The following is a 14,836-nucleotide window of genomic DNA, read 5'->3' on the forward strand; positions in this document are numbered from 1 at the left end:
TGCGCGACGATCCACCGCAAAATACGACCGCGAAACCCACCTGGGTCTGGTGCGTCGCGCCCGGAGAATGAATCGTGAACTGGCGCAAGCGTTCCCGCACGTCTACTGCGAGCTGGATTTCACCAATCCGCTGGAGCTGGCGGTGGCCACGATCCTGTCGGCGCAGTGCACGGATAAGAGGGTGAACCTCACCACGCCGGCGCTGTTCGCCAAATACCCGACGGCGCTGGACTATGCGCAGGCCAACCGGACCGAACTCGAGGAGCTGATCCGGCCCACCGGCTTCTACCGCAACAAGGCGACGTCGATCATGGGGCTGGGCCAGGAACTGGTCACCCGTTTCGACGGCGAGGTGCCCGACACCCTGGACGAGCTGGTCACGCTGCCGGGTGTGGGACGCAAGACCGCGAACGTCATCCTGGGCAACGCTTTCGACATCCCGGGCATCACGGTCGACACGCACTTCGGCCGGCTGGTGCGACGTTGGCGCTGGACGGCCGAAGAGGACCCGGTCAAGGTGGAACACGCCGTCGGCGAGCTGATCCCGCGCAAGGAATGGACCCTGCTGTCGCACCGCGTCATCTTTCACGGGCGCCGGGTTTGCCATTCCCGGACCCCGGCCTGCGGCGTGTGTGTGCTGGCCCGCGACTGCCCGTCGTACGGACTCGGGCCGACGGACCTGGCCGCCGCCGCGGCGCTGGTGAAGGGACCCGAGACCGAACACCTGCTGGCCCTGGCCGGGATCACCGAGTGAGTCGGTCTGCCCGTTGGACCGTGGTGGTGCTGGCCGTGTTCGTCGTTCTCGGTGTGGCGCTGTGGCGGCAACTCGGTGACGACCGGACCGCGTCCGGGCCGGCGGGCCAGCAGACTGTCGCGCGCGCACATCGCGACGCCGACACCCCGGCGGCGCTGGCCGGACCCCGGGCCAAGGCGGCCCTGCCGCCCTGTCCGGCACCGCAGGGCGGGCCCGGACCGCAAGCGCTGCAGGGCATCACGGTCGACTGCGCGGCCGACGGGACGCCCGTCGACGTCGCCAAGGCCGTCGCCGGCCGCGCCGTGGTGCTGAACTTGTGGGCCTACTGGTGCGGCCCGTGCGCCGACGAACTGCCCGCACTGGCCGAGTACCAGCGCCGGGTGGGCCCGAAGGTGACGGTGCTGACGGTGCATCAGGACGAGAACGAGACCGCCGGGCTGCTGCGGCTGGCCGACCTGGGCGTCAAGCTGCCGATGCTGCAGGACGGCCGGCGGCTGATCGCGGCCGCGCTGCGCGTCCCCAATGTCATGCCTGCGACCGTGCTGCTGCGCCCTGACGGTAGCGTTGCGCAGGTCCTGCCCCGGCCGTTCACCAGTGCCGACGAGATCGCCAGTGCAGTGAACGCACAGTTAGGAGTGTCGGGGTGAACGTGCTGAACCCACAGGCCGCCCCGGCCTGGCTGCGGCCCCTCGTCGACAACGCCGCGGACCTCCCGCAGGCCTACCGGCGCCGGGTGCCGAAGAGCGTGCTGGCGGCCATCACCGCCGCCGGCGCCACCGCGACATTGACCGGCACCAAGCGCGACGCCGCCGTCCTGGTGTTGTTCTCGGGCGCGCCCGACGCCCCCGCCGGTGCCCTGCCGCCCGACGCCGACCTGCTGGTCACCGTCCGCGCATCGACGCTGCGCCACCACGCCGGGCAGGCGGCGTTCCCCGGCGGCGCGTCCGATCCAGGGGACGACGGTCCCATCGGCACCGCGCTGCGCGAGGCGAACGAGGAAACCGGCATTGATCCCTCCCGGTTGCACATCCTGGCCACGCTGGACCGAATGTTCATCCCGCCCTCGGGTTTTCACGTGGTCCCCGTGCTCGCGTACTCGCCCGACCCGGGCCACGTCCTCGCCGTCGACCCGGCCGAGACCGCGATCGTCGCGCGGGTTCCGGTGCGCGCCTTCGTCAATCCCGAGAACCGGTTGATGGTGTATCGCAAAGAGAACACGCGGCAGTTCGCCGGCCCGGCATTTCTGCTCAACCAGATGCTGGTGTGGGGCTTCACCGCTCAGGTGATCTCCGCGATGCTCGACGTCGCAGGCTGGGCCAAGCCGTGGAACACCGACGTCGTCGAGGAACTGGACGCGGCAATGGCGCTGCTGGGCGAGTCCAGCGGTTACCGTGTGGATCAACCATGACACCTTCACAATGGCTGGATCTGGCCGTTCTGTCCGTCGCCTTCGTCGCCGCCGTCTCGGGCTGGCGGTCCGGGGCGCTGGGCTCCCTGCTGTCTTTTCTCGGTGTGGTGCTCGGCGCGGTGGCCGGTGTGCTGCTGGCGCCGCATGTGGTGGCGCACGTCGACGGCGCCCGCAGCAAGCTCTTCATCGCCCTGTTCCTGATCCTGGGCCTGGTCGTGGTCGGCGAGATCGCCGGTGTGGTGCTGGGCCGCGCCGTCCGCGGCGCCATGCGCAACGAGGTGGTGCGCGGATTCGACTCGGTCGTCGGCATGGCCCTGCAACTGGTCGCGGTCCTGGTTGCCGCCTGGCTGCTGGCCACCCCGCTGACGTCGTCCGACCAACCGAACCTGGCTGCCGCGGTGAACGGCTCGCGCGTGCTGTCCGAGGTCAACGACCTCGCACCGGCCTGGCTCAAGCGCGTGCCCACGCGGCTGTCGGCGCTGCTGAACACCTCGGGACTGCCGTCGGTGCTGCAGCCGTTCGGCCGCACGCCGATCGTCAGCGTCTCGGCACCCGATCCGGGGCTCGTCGCCGATCCGGCGGTGGCCGCGGCCAAGGGCAGCGTCGTGAAGATCCGCGGCGTCGCCCAGAGCTGCCAGAAGGTGCTCGAGGGCACCGGCTTCGTGGTGGCGCCCGGCCGGGTGATGTCCAACGCCCACGTGGTGGCCGGCTCCAACAGCGTCACCGTCCAGGTCGACGACAAGAGCTACGACGCCAAGGTCGTGTCGTACGACCCCGAGGCCGACATCTCGATTCTCGACGCGCCCGACCTGCCCGCGGCACCCCTGAAGTTCGACATGCAGGAGGCCGCGACCGGGACCGGCGCGGTGGTGATGGGCTATCCGGGCGGCGGTGAGTTCGCCGCGACGCCGGCGCGCATCCGCGAGGTCATCAAGCTCAACGGTCCGGACATCTACCACTCCACGACCGTCACTCGCGAGGTCTACACCATCAGAGGCAATGTCCGCCAAGGCAATTCGGGCGGACCGCTGATCGACGGCAGTGGGAAGGTGCTCGGTGTCGTGTTCGGCGCCGCCGTCGACGACGCCGACACGGGCTTCGTCCTCACCGCCGACGAGGTGGCCAAGCAGATGGCCAAGGTCGACAACTCCGAAGCGGTGCCGACCGGGAAGTGCATCTCAGCCGGGTAGCTGGTGCAGGAACGTCGACAGCTCCGAGGTGACGGTCGACGGCTGTTCCTCGTGCGCGAAATGTCCTGCGCCGGGGATGGATACGAAGCGGGTCTGCGGGGCGTAACGCTGCGTCCGGCGGACCGGGTCGTCGAGCACGTACGGATCGGCGGTGCCGTGCAGGTGCAGGACCGGGACCGCGGTGCGCTGTTTCATCGCGCGCATGAAGCGCCGGCCCTCACCGCGGAGCTGACTGCGCGCCGCCCACCGCTGGTATTCGAGCGCCGAATGCGCGGCCGACGGAATCTGGATCGCGGTGCGCAGGTGCGCGGCGGTCTGGGCGAAGTCGGCCGTCGCCGGCCAGGCGGCGCCGGCGCGGCTGCGCACCAGCTGCTCGACGGCCGCACCACCCCGCCGGGTCAGGACATGCTCGGGCCACCACGGCACCTGGTTGCGCAGCATCGCCGGCAGCAGGGCCGCGCGCTGGCCCTTGTCGGTCAGCGTCGACGACCGCAGCGCCACGGGATGCGGTGAACTGACCAGCGCGATGCCCCGCACCACCCGCGGATGCAGCATTGCCGTCGCCCAGCAGACGAGGCCGCCGTCGGCGTGTCCCACCAGTACGGCCGAGTGGTGTCCCAGCGCGCGCACCAGGCCCGCGGTGTCGCCGGCCAGCGTCCAGCCGTCGTATCCGGTCGGTGGTTTGTCGCTGCCGCCGTAGCCGCGCAGGTCGACCGCGACGACGCGGGCGCCCCGCAGGTCGCGCAACTGATGCCGCCACGAGTACCAGAACGAGGCGAACCCGTGCAGCAGGATCACCAGCGGGCGCTCGGCATTCGAGGAGCCGTCCGCGTTCCGGTCCTCGGGCTCGGAGCCCTCGGCCTCGACGACGTGGAAGCGGATCCCGTTCGCGTGCACCTGGAGGTGTCGCCACGGACCGTCGATCCGGACGACCGACGGATCAGGTGGCGGCACTACCAGCCTGAGGTGTCGCTAGAAGCCGTGCGAATGGAGGCTTGGCTCGACGGCTTGTCGTGGCCCGGTGTCAGCGCCACCTTGGCCTCCTTGACCGTGGCGATGGTGTCCCGCGGGCCGCGGATCTTGCGGACCTTGAGGAAGCCCAGGAAGGCGAGCGCACCCGTCGTCAGCACCATCAGCGCGAAGACGATGAGGTACGACGCCCAGCTCGGCAGCCACAGCTCCAGCAGCGAGCCGAGGAAGAAGAAGAAAAAGAACGTCGAGTAGAAGAGCACGACGAGGGCGGCGATGAACAGGACGCTGCCGGTCAGGCCCTTCTTGACGTCGGCGGTGATCTCGGCGCGCGCCAGCTCGACCTCGGCGCGCACCAGCGTCGACATCTGCGCGGTGGCTTCCTTGACCAGATCGCCGATCGACGGATCGGCCTTGGGTGCATGCGGATCCACCAGCGGGATCGAGGTCACCGTGGCTGGAACGGGGCCATTCTTGCGATCGCCATTGCTCACGAACACGTCCTCCCGGCGTCGGTGTAGTCCTGGCATATGTTGCCACGTGGGGCGCCGCTTAACGATCCGGCCCAGCGATACACTGCCCCGATGCGTTTGGCACCCGGGTTTGCTTCGATGTGTGGGATGGCCATTGCTCTGCTCGGCACATCGGTCGGGGTGCCGGCCCACGCGGATGCACCGGTGCCGCTGGGCGGTGGCTCGGGCATCGTCGTGGACGGCGACACGTTCTGCACCCTGACCACGATCGGTCACGACAATCGCGGCAAGCTGGTCGGCTTCACGTCGGCGCACTGCGGCGGTCCCGGTCACGAGGTGGCGGCCGAGGGCGCAGAGAACCGGGGCACCCTGGGCGTCATGGTGGCCGGTAGCCAGCCGCTGGACTACGCCGTCATCGAGTTCGACCCGGCCAAGGTGCAGCCGCTGAACAACGTCAACGGCTTCCAGATCGACGGCATCGGCCCGGACCCGGCCTTCGGTCAGGTGGCGTGCAAGCTGGGCCGCACCACGGGCTACACGTGCGGTGTCACGTGGGGCCCCGGACAGGACCCGGGCACCATCGTGGACCAGGTGTGTGGCCAGCCCGGCGACTCGGGCGCGCCCGTCACCGTCAACAACAAACTGGTCGGCATGATCCACGGCGCCTTCAGTGACGACCTGCCGACGTGCGTCGTCAAGTACGTGCCGCTGCACACCCCGGCCGTGACGGTGTCGATCAACGCGGTGATCGCCGACCTCGACGCCAAGAGCCGGCCCGGCGCGGGCTACGTGCCCATCGCCTGAGCCGGCCTGGCCCTGCTGGCTGCCCTACTTACTGGCGCGGATGGCCTCGAAGACGCTGGGGTCGACGAGGGTGGAGGTGTCCCCGAGATCGCGGCCCTCGGCGACGTCGCGCAGCAGGCGGCGCATGATCTTGCCGCTGCGCGTCTTGGGCAGCTCGGGCACGATGTGGATCTCGCGCGGCTTGGCGATGGGGGAGATCTCGGTCGCGACCTGGGCCCGCAGTTCTTCGACGATGTTCTCCGAGCCGCCGTGCGCGGAGGCCTTGAGGATGACGAACGCGCAGATGGCCTGCCCGGTGGTGGCGTCGGTGGCGCCGACGACGGCGGCCTCGGCCACACCGGAGTGCCCGACGAGTGCGGACTCGACCTCGGCGGTGGAGATGCGGTGCCCGGAGATGTTCATGACGTCGTCGATACGGCCCAGGACCCAGATGTTGCCGTCGGCGTCGTAGCGGGCGCCGTCACCGGCGAAGTACCAGCCCTGCTCGGCGAAGCGGGACCAGTAGGTGTCCTTGAAGCGTTCGTCGTCGCCCCAGATGCCGCGCAGCATCGACGGCCACGGCTTGTCGAGCACGAGGTAGCCGGTGACGTGTTCTTCCTCGTCGGCGCCGGGGACCAGTTCGTTGCCGTCGTCGTCGACGATCTTGGCGCTGATGCCCGGCAGTGGGGTCATGGCCGAGCCGGGCTTGGCGGCGGTGACGCCGGGCAGCGGGGAGATCATGATGGCGCCGGTCTCGGTCTGCCACCAGGTGTCCACGATGGGCGTGGTGCCCGCGCCGATGTGTTCGCGGTACCAGCGCCAGGCCTCGGGGTTGATGGGCTCGCCGACCGAGCCGAGCACCCGCAGGCTCGACAGGTCGTGCGCCGCGGGGATCTGGTGGCCCAGCTTCATGAACGTGCGGATCAGCGTCGGCGCCGTGTAATAGATGGTGACACCGTACTTTTCGATGATGTCGAAGTGCCGGTGCTCGTTCGGTGAGGTCGGGGTGCCTTCGTAGACGACCTGCGTGACGCCGTTGGACAGCGGCCCGTAGACGATGTAGGTGTGCCCGGTGACCCAGCCGATGTCGGCGGTGCACCAGTAGACGTCGTCGGCCTTGATGTCGAAGACGTTGTGGTGGCTGTAGGACGCCTGCGTCAGGTAACCGCCACTCGTGTGCACGATGCCCTTGGGCTTGCCGGTGGTGCCGGAGGTGTACAGCAGGAACAGCGGCTGCTCGGCGTCGAACGCCTCGGGGGTGTGGTCGGTGGACTGTGAGTCGACGATCTCGTGCCACCAGACGTCGCGGCCCTCGGTCCAGTCGACGTCGATGCCGGTGCGCTTGACCACCAGGACGTGCTCGACGCTCGGCTGGCCGGTGACGGCTTCGTCGACCGCGGACTTGAGCGAGGCCGCCTGGCCGCGGCGATACTGCCCGTCGGTGGTGATGACGAGCTTGGCCTGGGCGTCCTCGACGCGGGCGGCCAGCGCGGTGGCCGAGAAGCCGGCGAACACGACCGAGTGCATGACACCCAGGCGCGCGCAGGCCAGCATCGCCACGATGGCCTCGGGCACCATCGGCATGTAGATGGCGACGCGGTCGCCGGCGGTCAGGCCCAGCGCGGTCAGGGCGTTGGCGGCCTTACTCACCTCGTCCTTGAGCTGGGCGTAGGTGATGTCGCGGGCGTCACCGACGGGCTCGCCTTCCCAGTGGATCGCGACGCGGTCGCCATTGCCGGCCTCGACGTGGCGGTCGACGCAGTTGTAGGCGACGTTGAGCTTGCCGTCGCCGAACCACTTGGCGAAGGGTGCGTTGGACCAGTCGAGCACCTCGGTGAACGGGGTCGCCCACGACAACCGCTCGCCCTGGCGGCGCCAGAAATCCAGGCGGTCGGCGTCGGCCTCTTGATACAGCGCGGCGGTGGCATTGGCCTGCGCGGCGAACTCGGCAGGCGGCGGGTAAGCCTGTGGCACAGCGGTGTCTTGTGTCATGGTTGTGAGCGTAGTCACTGGCACGTTGCAATGACGTTGGAGGTGGCTCGCCACCGTGACGTTGGAGGTGACCACCTGGTGGCACTACCGTGTGCGGACGTGGCTGCACCTGACCCGCTGGCTCCCCTGGCCGAACTGCCCGGCGTGGCCGAGGCCGGAGACGAGGCGCGTGAAGCGCTCGGCCGGGCCCACCGGCACAAGGTGAACCTGCGCGGTTGGCCGGCCACCGCGGCCGAGGCGTCGATGCGGGCCGCTCGGGCGTCGTCGGTACTTGACGGCGGATCCCTGAGCTTCAGTAAGGACGGCGAGGCCCCGGCGAAAGGTGAGCGCGCCGACGCGGTGCTCGCCGGCGCGCTGCGGGTGGCCGAAGCGCTCGAAGGCGGCGCGACCGCGCTCGTCGGCGTCTGGCAGCGCGCGCCGCTGCAGGCGATCGCCCGGCTGCACTCGCTGGCGGCCGCGGATCTGACGGACCCGGACCGGCTCGGCCGGCCCCGCACCGACGATCCGGACGTGGGCCGCCGGCTCGAGCTGCTCGGCGAGATCGTGAGCGGTGGGAGCCGGGTACCGGCGACCGTCCTCGCGGGCGTCGCTCATGGCGAACTACTGAGCCTGGCTCCATTCGGGGTCGCCGACGGTGTGGTGGCGCGCGCGGTGTCCCGATTGATCACCATGTCCAGTGGACTCGACCCGCACGGCCTCGGCGTTCCGGAGATGTACTGGATGCGCCAGGTCGGCGAATACCGTGCCGCGGCACGGGGCTTCGCGTCGGGCACGGCCGACGGGCTGACGGCGTGGTTGATCTGCAGCAGTCGCGCACTGCACGCCGGGGCCCGGGAGGCGCTGTCGATCGCGCAGGCCTCGGCCAAGTAGCGGGCTGTCCGCGATCTTCTCCAGCAAAGACGGAAACATAAAAGCGGGCGACGCTCCGTCGTCAGAGGACATCTGACTCGGCTCGCCGCCCGCTAGCACGGAACCCCGGTTACCAAGCGTGCTTGTCGGGTTGTGTGGGTGGCCTCGGCGTCCCTGCAATGCGCTGCGACTACAACCCCACCCAAGGGGTCCTCTTAGCCGTTCGCTTTTCGCAATTACGCAGGCCCACAACGCTTTTACCATTGTCGCGGTATGTGCTCCGCGTGGGTGCCGGTATTCCGTGCTGGGATGCCCTCTTCGGGAGGCCGAACCTTCTCTTCCGGTTCGGTCTTGGCCTCGGGGGGCTTCCGTGCTTCCTTTGTACTACGTGACCGCAGTCACATCAAGGGTCAATCACCGGCGATTTGTGATTGTTACGGAGCCGGTCTCAGCAACTCGCCAGTAGCTTTCAGAAGTTCAGTCGACGGAGCAGCGAGTACGTCACGGCGCCGGCCGCGAGGGCACTGGCGCCGACGGCCAGGGTGGTGGCCACGGCGGCGCCCGACGGTGCCGGCAGCCGGTCCCGCAGCGAGACCGGGCGGGTGAAGGTCAGTACCGGCCAGCCGCGGGCGACGGCCTCCTTGCGCAGGGCGCGGTCCGGGTTGACGACCGCCGGGTGGCCGACGGCCTCGAGCATCGGCAGATCGGTGATGGAGTCCGAGTAGGCGTAGCAGTGCTCGAGCGCATAGCCCTCGCGGGCCGCGAGTTCCTCGATCGCCTGGACCTTGCCTTCGGCGAAGCAGTAGAAGTCGACGTCGCCGGTGTACTTGCCGTCCGCGACCACCATGCGCGTGGCCATCGAATGGTTGGCACCGAGTTCGCGGGCGATGGGCGCGACGATCTCCTCGCCGGATGCCGAGACCACCACGACGTCGCGGCCGCACAGCTTGTGGTCGGCGATCAGGTTCGCGGCCTCGGCGAAGACCAGCGGGTCGACGATGTCATGCAGCGTCTCGGCGACGATCGACTTGACCTGTTCGACGTCCCAGCCGGTGCACATGTTGGTCAGGTAGGACCGCATGCGGTCCATCTGATCGTGGTCGGCGCCGGACATCAGGAACAGAAACTGTGCATAGGTGGACTTGAGGACGGCTTGCCGGTTCAGCAGTCCCTGGTTGAAAAAAGGTTTGCTAAAAGCGAGGGTGCTGGACTTGGCAATCACCGTTTTGTCGAGATCGAAGAAGGCCGCGGTGCGCACCGGAGCGCTCGACTCGGCCTCCTGACGCGGCGCGGCCGCGGCCCCGGCGGCCGGATCGGATGCGGTCACGGCTCCCAGCATATGCTCCGGAACGCCGGTGCCGGGTGGGCGGCGGTGTCGCCGTGTCGGTCGCCCGCGGGGTGGCCATCGCGGCGATTGACGTGCTGACACGCGCCTTTCACAGACAATCAACAGTTGCGCACAGCCCTGTTGACGTGTGTATAGTGGGCATTACCCGGCCAGCGCCGGGTGTGCATCAGCCCGACCCCCCGGGGCTGATCCACGACGACCTCCGCCTCCTCCCCCCCTGGCGGGGGTCGTCCCTTTTTCGGGGTCAGTCGAATTCCTCGAGGCATGGCCTCTCCGGCGTCTTTCAACCGGCGCCCGATTGCTGTTTTCCCCGCGTGGCGCAGGTGCTGCGACCCAGGTCCATCGAGTGTCGTGGTGCATCCACGGAAAAGTTGCGGAACGACATTCTCACGACTCCGTCAATAAAGTTGTCCACAGTTTGCGATTCATCCACATTCTGCGTGCGGGCTCTGGTGCCGCGGCCCGCCCCGGATCACGGTGGATCCATGACTACGAACGGGGCACTGGCCCTGATCGCCGACCCCGGACTGCGCGAGGAAATCGAGCGCATCGCCGCGGCGGCGGGCATCCGGGTGGTGTACGCGGCGGAGCCCTCGGGCCGCAAGGCGTGGGCCGGTGCGGCGGCGGTCCTGCTGGACGTCGCGGCGGCGCGGCGCTGTCGCGAGCTCGGGATGCCGCGGCGGCCCGCCGTGGTGTTGATCGCCACCGACGCGCCGGACACCTGCGAGTTCGAGGCCGCGATGGTGATCGGTGCGCAGGAGGTCATCACCCTCCCCGGCCAGGAATCGGGGCTCGTCGGCGTCCTGTCGGATGCCGCGGCCGGTGAATCCGAGGGGCGCCGCGGCGCCGTGGTCGCGGTGATCGGCGGGCGCGGCGGCGGCGGTGCGTCGGTCTTCGCGATCGCGTTGGCGCAGGTCGCGGCTGAACCGGACCGCGAGTGCCTACTTGTCGATGTCGACGCCTGGGGTGGCGGCCTCGATCTCGCCCTGGGTGCCGAGGGCGATGCCGGCCTGCGCTGGCCGGACCTGACGGCAGCAGGGGGACGGCTCAGTTATCCGGCCCTGCGCGACGCGCTACCGCGCCGGCGCGGGGTGGTGGTGCTGTCGGCCGGCCGCACCGGTGCCGAGTTGAGGCCGACGGCGCTCGCCGCGGTGATGGACGCCGGGAGCCGCGCCGGCGCGACCGTCATCTGCGACGTGCCGCGGCAGTCGTCGGCGGCGGCGGAGACCGTACTGGCCGCAGCCGATCTCGTGGTCGTGGTGACGCCGGCAGAGGTGCGCGCCTGCGCGGCGACCCGGGTCGTGGCCGACTGGGTGACGGCCGTCAACCCGAATGTCGGCCTCGTGGTCCGGGGTCCCGCGCCCGGTGGGCTGCGCGCCGCCGAGATGTCCACGATCCTCGGACTGCCGCTGCTGGCGGCCATGCGTGCGGAGAGCAACCTCGACGGCGCGCTGGAGCGGGGCGGTCTCGGCCGGAGTCTGCGGAGCCGGTCACCGCTGGCCGTCGCCGCCCGTCGTGTCCTCACGGTGCTGCGCCAACAGCCGGGGGAGGCGGCGTGACGTCGTCGTTGGTGGACCGCGTCCGGGAACGCCTGGCCGCGCAGACCAGTGGTGCCCTGCATCCGAACGCGGTGGCGGCGGCGATCCGCGCCGAGTCCGGCGGCGTGGTCGCCGACAGCGACGTGCTGGCCGGTATGCGGCTGCTGCAGACCGAACTGACCGGTGCCGGAATTCTGGAACCGCTGCTGCGGGCACCGGGTACCACCGACGTGCTGGTCAGCGCACCCGACGAGGTGTGGGTCGACGACGGAAACGGGTTGCGCCGCAGCGCGATCCGATTCCCGGACGAGAATGCCGTACAGCGCCTGGCGCAGCGGCTCGCGCTGGCGGCCGGGCGGCGGCTCGATGATTCGCAGCCCTGGGTCGACGGCCACCTCGGCGGTATCGGCGGTGGCTTGACCGTGCGGTTGCATGCCGTGCTGCCGCCGATCGCCGCCGCGGGCACCTGCCTCTCGCTGCGGGTCCTGCGGCCCGCGACGCAGGACCTGGCCGGCCTCGTCGGCTCCGGGGCCATCGCGCCGCCCGCCGTCCCGCTCATCGCCGACATCGTCGCGGCGCGGCTGGCCGTTTTGGTTTCCGGGGGGACCGGCGCCGGCAAGACCACCATGTTGTCCGCGCTGCTCGGAGCTGTCGACCCCGCGGAGCGGATCGTCTGCGTCGAGGACGCCGCCGAGCTGGCACCGCAACATCCGCACCTGGTCCGGCTGGTCGCGCGCGGTGCCAATGTCGAGGGCGTCGGCGAGGTGACGGTGCGTGACCTGGTCCGGCAGGCACTGCGGATGCGCCCCGATCGCATCGTGGTCGGCGAGGTCCGCGGTGCGGAGGTCGTGGATCTGCTCGCGGCGCTCAACACCGGCCACGAGGGCGGGGCCGGGACGGTGCATGCGAACAGCCCCGCCGAGGTGCCCGCCCGCATGGAAGCGCTCGCCGCGGTCGGCGGGTTGGACCGCGCCGCACTGCATTCGCAACTGGCGGCCGCGTGCCAGGTGGTGCTGCACACCGCGCGGACCCGCGATGGGCACCGGCACCTGAGTGAGATCGCGGTGCTGCGCCGGGCCACGGACGGGACCGTCACGGTCGTGACCGCCTGGCACGTCGACCGGGGCGCCGGTCCGGGCATGCCCGCGCTGAGCGAACTGCTGGCTGCGCGGGGCCGGTCGTGAGTCCCGCGCTGCTGTTGGCGCTGGCCGTGCTGGTCGCGCCCGGCCCGTGTGGGCCAACGCGGTTGGGACATCGAAAACGCTTGGCGGAATCGGGTTCTCGCGGTCGACCGCGGTTGCTCTGGTCGGTGGCGGCCGTGCTCGCCGTCGTGGCGCTCGTCGTCCTGCCGCTGCCGGTGCTGCTGGCCGGGGCGGCGGTGGTCGGGACCGTCGGGCTCCGGTGGCGGCGCTCGCGGCAGGCGGCGCAGCGTGCCGAGGAAGCACAGACCCTGCAGGGTGCACTCGGCATTCTGGTCGGCGAATTGCGGGCCGGGGCGCATCCGGTCGCGGCGTTCGATGCCGCGGCCCATGAAGTGGACGGGCCCGTCGCGGTGGCGTTGGGGGAGGTCGCGGCGCGGGCGAGGCTGGGGGCCGACGTCTCGGCCGGTCTGCGCGCCGTCGCGGCATCGTCGGCGCTGCCGGCCCATTGGCAGCGCCTCGCCGTGTACTGGCAGTTGGCGCTCGACCACGGCCTGGCCATCGCCCCGCTGATGCGCGCCGCTGAGCGTGACGTCGTTGCACGGGAACGCTTTACGTCGCGGATCCGGGCGGGCATGGCAGGTGCGCGAACGACGGCAGCCGTGCTGTCGGGGCTGCCCGCACTCGGAATTGTGTTGGGGCAGTTGATCGGTGCGCACCCCGTGCGTTTCCTGGTGGGCGAGGGCGCGGCCGTGCTGGCGGTCGGTGTGGTGCTGTGCTGCCTCGGGTTGCTGTGGTCGGACCGGATCATCACACGGGCGCAGCGATGAGCGCGGTGCCGGTTCTCCTGCTCGCCGTGGCGATTCTGCTGATCCCCGGCCCAGCGGTGTACCGAATCCGGCCCCGTCCGCCGGACCGGTTCTCGCCGACCGCGGCGCCGGACGACCCGCTGGCGGTGCCGTCGAGCCTGGACGTGCTGGCAGCCTGCCTTTCGGCCGGCATGGCGACCGGTGCGGCGGCCGGGGCGGCGGTCGCGTCGGCACCGGCTGATCTGGCGGGCGTCCTGCGCCGCGCGGCCGAACTTCTGGCACTGGGTGCCGGCCCCGCGACGGCCTGGGCGGAGCCGAGTCGTGGTACGGACCCGCACGTGATCGCACTGCTCCGGCTGGCGCGGCGGTCGGCGTCGTCGGGCGCCGCGATGGCGCAGGGCGTCGCCGAACTGGCCGAGCAGGCCAGGGCCGACGCCGGTGATGCGGCGGACGCGGCCGCCGAGCGGGCCAATGTGTTGATCGCCGGGCCCCTCGGGCTCTGTTATCTGCCGGCATTCGTCTGTCTCGGCATCGTGCCGGTGGTCGCCGGCCTGGCCGGTGACGTGTTCCGGTCCGGGGTGTTCTGATCGCAACAACTGATCGCAACAAGGGGAGGAAAAACCATGAAGATGAACAGCTTTCGCGCGCTCGAGGCCCGCGTGACCATGCTGCTCACCGACGAGAGCGGGATGTCGACCGTCGAATATGCCATCGGGACGGTGGCGGCTGCGGCGTTCGGCGCCATCCTCTACACGGTGGTCACGGGGGACTCGATTGTCAGCGCCCTGACCAACATCATCGCCCGTGCCCTCACCACCAAGTGATGACCGGGGTGGCGTCACGGTCGAGGCGGCGTTCTCGGTTGCCGCACTCATCGCGGTCGCAGTGCTCGGTATCGGTGGGCTCGGCGCGGTCTCGGCGCAGGTGCGCTGCATCGACGCGGCCCGGGAAGCGGCCCGTCTCGCGGCCCGCGGTGACGACCGTGCCGCCGTCGACACGGCCCGGCGCACCGGCCCGGACGGGGCCTCGGTTGAGGTGCGACGCGACGGCGGGCGAATCGTCGCGCGGGTCCGCGTTCCCGCACCGTTGCTGCCCGGCGTCACCGTGGGGGCCGAGGCCGTGGCGGCACCCGAACCTGGTGCGTGACGAACGGGGCTCGGCGACGGTGTTCGCGGTCGCGCTCATCGTGGTGCTGATCGGGCTCATGACGGGGGCTGCCGCCGTGGGCGCCGCGGTGATCGGCCGGCATCGCGCCCAGTCAGCGGCCGACCTGGCCGCACTCGCCGCCGCGGGCGCACTGGTTGCCGGACCCAGTCAGTCCTGTGGCCGGGCGGTCGCGGTTGCCGAAGCCATGGGCAGCCGGGTTGGTAACTGCGCGGTGCAGCGGCTGGATGTGGTGGTCGACGTGGAGGTGCCGGTGCGATTCGGTCGCTGGCACCTCGGCGACGCGCACGGCCGGGCCCGCGCCGGGCCAGGCTGACGGCAGCGCGATGGTCACAACGATCAGGAGGACGCAGAAGAAGAGGTCACCCCACCCGGGCCGATCGGTCGTTGTGTCACTTGCCATGTCACTACCGTAGAATC

Annotated in this window: 17 protein-coding genes; 13 read left to right on the forward strand and 4 right to left on the reverse strand. The window is 70.5% G+C overall.

The genetic code is table 11. From position 1 onward, the window contains the following. Positions 1-67: 67 nt before the first annotated feature. The 4 genes from nth to marP are packed head-to-tail and all read left to right on the forward strand — an operon-like array spanning position 68 to position 3,352. On the forward strand, positions 68-754 hold the full coding sequence (gene nth / locus ACJH6H_RS00975; RefSeq protein WP_406774129.1) for an endonuclease III: 687 nt from the start codon (positions 68-70) through the stop codon (positions 752-754). Next, positions 751-1,401: a TlpA disulfide reductase family protein gene (locus ACJH6H_RS00980; RefSeq protein ID WP_135355511.1), complete on the forward strand. Its 651-nt coding sequence runs from the start codon at positions 751-753 to the stop codon at positions 1,399-1,401. The genes nth and ACJH6H_RS00980 overlap by 4 nt, the downstream gene beginning before the upstream one ends. After that, on the forward strand, positions 1,398-2,162 hold the full coding sequence (locus ACJH6H_RS00985; RefSeq protein ID WP_135355512.1) for a CoA pyrophosphatase: 765 nt from the start codon (positions 1,398-1,400) through the stop codon (positions 2,160-2,162). The genes ACJH6H_RS00980 and ACJH6H_RS00985 overlap by 4 nt, the downstream gene beginning before the upstream one ends. Next, entirely contained in the window at positions 2,159-3,352 is a 1,194-nt protein-coding gene (gene marP / locus ACJH6H_RS00990; protein WP_406774065.1) for an acid resistance serine protease MarP, read from the forward strand. The genes ACJH6H_RS00985 and marP overlap by 4 nt, the downstream gene beginning before the upstream one ends. Here the strand turns inward: marP and ACJH6H_RS00995 are convergent. Further along, a complete protein-coding gene (locus tag ACJH6H_RS00995) occupies positions 3,341-4,306 on the reverse strand; it encodes an alpha/beta fold hydrolase (RefSeq protein WP_212807331.1) in 966 nt (321 codons plus the stop codon). The two genes, marP and ACJH6H_RS00995, sit on opposite strands and share 12 nt — an antisense overlap. Further along, the gene (locus ACJH6H_RS01000; protein WP_212807330.1) at positions 4,306-4,815 is read right to left on the reverse strand and encodes a phage holin family protein; all 510 of its coding nucleotides are present in this window, start codon (positions 4,813-4,815) and stop codon (positions 4,306-4,308) included. Before ACJH6H_RS01000 ends, ACJH6H_RS00995 begins: the two co-directional genes overlap by 1 nt. Before the next feature lie 126 nt (positions 4,816-4,941). On the opposite strand from ACJH6H_RS01000, the gene ACJH6H_RS01005 reads away from it, so the two are divergent. Continuing rightward, complete coding sequence (locus ACJH6H_RS01005; protein ID WP_318985379.1) at positions 4,942-5,598, forward strand: S1 family peptidase; 657 nt, start codon at positions 4,942-4,944, stop codon at positions 5,596-5,598. A 24-nt stretch (positions 5,599-5,622) separates the two neighbouring features. On the opposite strand, the gene acs is transcribed toward ACJH6H_RS01005, so the two are convergent. Next, complete coding sequence (gene acs, locus ACJH6H_RS01010) at positions 5,623-7,569, reverse strand: acetate--CoA ligase (RefSeq protein WP_406774066.1); 1,947 nt, start codon at positions 7,567-7,569, stop codon at positions 5,623-5,625. A gap of 99 nt (positions 7,570-7,668) precedes the next feature. On the opposite strand from acs, the gene ACJH6H_RS01015 reads away from it, so the two are divergent. Then, entirely contained in the window at positions 7,669-8,439 is a 771-nt protein-coding gene (locus tag ACJH6H_RS01015; RefSeq protein WP_212807327.1) for an oxidoreductase, read from the forward strand. A gap of 448 nt (positions 8,440-8,887) precedes the next feature. On the opposite strand, the gene ACJH6H_RS01020 is transcribed toward ACJH6H_RS01015, so the two are convergent. Next, complete coding sequence (locus ACJH6H_RS01020; protein WP_406774067.1) at positions 8,888-9,745, reverse strand: HAD-IB family hydrolase; 858 nt, start codon at positions 9,743-9,745, stop codon at positions 8,888-8,890. A gap of 506 nt (positions 9,746-10,251) precedes the next feature. Here ACJH6H_RS01020 and ssd point away from each other — a divergent pair. The 7 genes from ssd to ACJH6H_RS01055 are packed head-to-tail and all read left to right on the forward strand — an operon-like array spanning position 10,252 to position 14,732. Continuing rightward, positions 10,252-11,325, forward strand: coding sequence for a septum site-determining protein Ssd (ssd, locus tag ACJH6H_RS01025; RefSeq protein WP_406774068.1), 1,074 nt, complete (start codon positions 10,252-10,254; stop codon positions 11,323-11,325). After that, a complete protein-coding gene (locus ACJH6H_RS01030) occupies positions 11,322-12,488 on the forward strand; it encodes a TadA family conjugal transfer-associated ATPase (protein ID WP_406774069.1) in 1,167 nt (388 codons plus the stop codon). Before ssd ends, ACJH6H_RS01030 begins: the two co-directional genes overlap by 4 nt. Next, a complete protein-coding gene (locus ACJH6H_RS01035; RefSeq protein ID WP_406774070.1) occupies positions 12,485-13,273 on the forward strand; it encodes a type II secretion system F family protein in 789 nt (262 codons plus the stop codon). Before ACJH6H_RS01030 ends, ACJH6H_RS01035 begins: the two co-directional genes overlap by 4 nt. Beyond that, on the forward strand, positions 13,270-13,839 hold the full coding sequence (locus tag ACJH6H_RS01040) for a type II secretion system F family protein (RefSeq protein ID WP_346415086.1): 570 nt from the start codon (positions 13,270-13,272) through the stop codon (positions 13,837-13,839). The genes ACJH6H_RS01035 and ACJH6H_RS01040 overlap by 4 nt, the downstream gene beginning before the upstream one ends. A gap of 36 nt (positions 13,840-13,875) precedes the next feature. After that, positions 13,876-14,076, forward strand: coding sequence for a DUF4244 domain-containing protein (locus tag ACJH6H_RS01045; protein WP_406774071.1), 201 nt, complete (start codon positions 13,876-13,878; stop codon positions 14,074-14,076). After that, positions 14,057-14,398: a TadE family type IV pilus minor pilin gene (locus ACJH6H_RS01050; RefSeq protein ID WP_346415084.1), complete on the forward strand. Its 342-nt coding sequence runs from the start codon at positions 14,057-14,059 to the stop codon at positions 14,396-14,398. The genes ACJH6H_RS01045 and ACJH6H_RS01050 overlap by 20 nt, the downstream gene beginning before the upstream one ends. Beyond that, on the forward strand, positions 14,391-14,732 hold the full coding sequence (locus ACJH6H_RS01055) for an Rv3654c family TadE-like protein (RefSeq protein WP_346415083.1): 342 nt from the start codon (positions 14,391-14,393) through the stop codon (positions 14,730-14,732). The genes ACJH6H_RS01050 and ACJH6H_RS01055 overlap by 8 nt, the downstream gene beginning before the upstream one ends. Positions 14,733-14,836: the final 104 nt, after the last annotated feature.

It is taken from the genome of Mycobacterium sp. SMC-21, assembly GCF_045310825.1.
GTDB lineage: Bacteria > Actinomycetota > Actinomycetes > Mycobacteriales > Mycobacteriaceae > Mycobacterium.

Coding starts and splice junctions, on each gene's coding strand:
- ACJH6H_RS01005 (WP_318985379.1), top strand. CDS start 4,942: ATGGCCATTGCTCTGCTCGGCACATCGGTCGGGGTGCCGGCCCACGCG.
- nth (WP_406774129.1), top strand. CDS start 68: ATGAATCGTGAACTGGCGCAAGCGTTCCCGCACGTCTACTGCGAGCTG.
- ACJH6H_RS01045 (WP_406774071.1), top strand. CDS start 13,876: ATGAAGATGAACAGCTTTCGCGCGCTCGAGGCCCGCGTGACCATGCTG.
- ssd (WP_406774068.1), top strand. CDS start 10,252: ATGACTACGAACGGGGCACTGGCCCTGATCGCCGACCCCGGACTGCGC.
- acs (WP_406774066.1), bottom strand. CDS start 7,569: ATGACACAAGACACCGCTGTGCCACAGGCTTACCCGCCGCCTGCCGAG.
- marP (WP_406774065.1), top strand. CDS start 2,159: ATGACACCTTCACAATGGCTGGATCTGGCCGTTCTGTCCGTCGCCTTC.
- ACJH6H_RS01040 (WP_346415086.1), top strand. CDS start 13,270: ATGAGCGCGGTGCCGGTTCTCCTGCTCGCCGTGGCGATTCTGCTGATC.